The organism is Alcanivorax sp. UBA3183 (assembly GCF_002364155.1).
Lineage (GTDB): Bacteria > Pseudomonadota > Gammaproteobacteria > Pseudomonadales > Alcanivoracaceae > Alcanivorax > Alcanivorax jadensis.
Genome location: NZ_DEXN01000006.1, coordinates 132601 through 133012 on the forward strand (window position 1 = coordinate 132601; position 412 = coordinate 133012).

Here is a 412-nt window from a genome sequence, read left to right on the forward strand (position 1 = left end):
GGCCTGCTGATGGCCCCGGCCTACGCCGTGCCGAGCATGCTGGACAAGCTGGACCTGACCCTGCAGGACTTCGATTTCTACGAAATCCACGAAGCCTTTGCGTCCCAGGTACTGTCTACCCTGAAATCCTGGGAAGACGAGACCTTCTGCAAGGAAAAACTGGGCCGCAAGAAAGCGCTGGGCAGCATCGATCGCAGCAAGCTGAACGTGAAAGGCTCCTCACTGGCAGCCGGTCACCCGTTCGCTGCTACCGGTGGCCGTATCATCGCCAACGCTGCCAAGCTGCTGAACGAAAAAGGCTCCGGCCGCGCACTGATCTCCGTGTGTGCTGCTGGCGGCCAGGGTGTGGTAGCGATTCTCGAGAAGTAATCGCTGGCATGACTCAGAAAAACCGGCCTTCGGGCCGGTTTTT

The 412-nt window shown here is 59.5% G+C and carries 1 pseudogene; it reads left to right on the forward strand.

From position 1 onward, the window contains the following. A pseudogene (locus tag B3Q33_RS01890) lies at positions 1–369 on the forward strand (acetyl-CoA C-acyltransferase); the annotation flags it as partial. Positions 370–412: the final 43 nt, after the last annotated feature.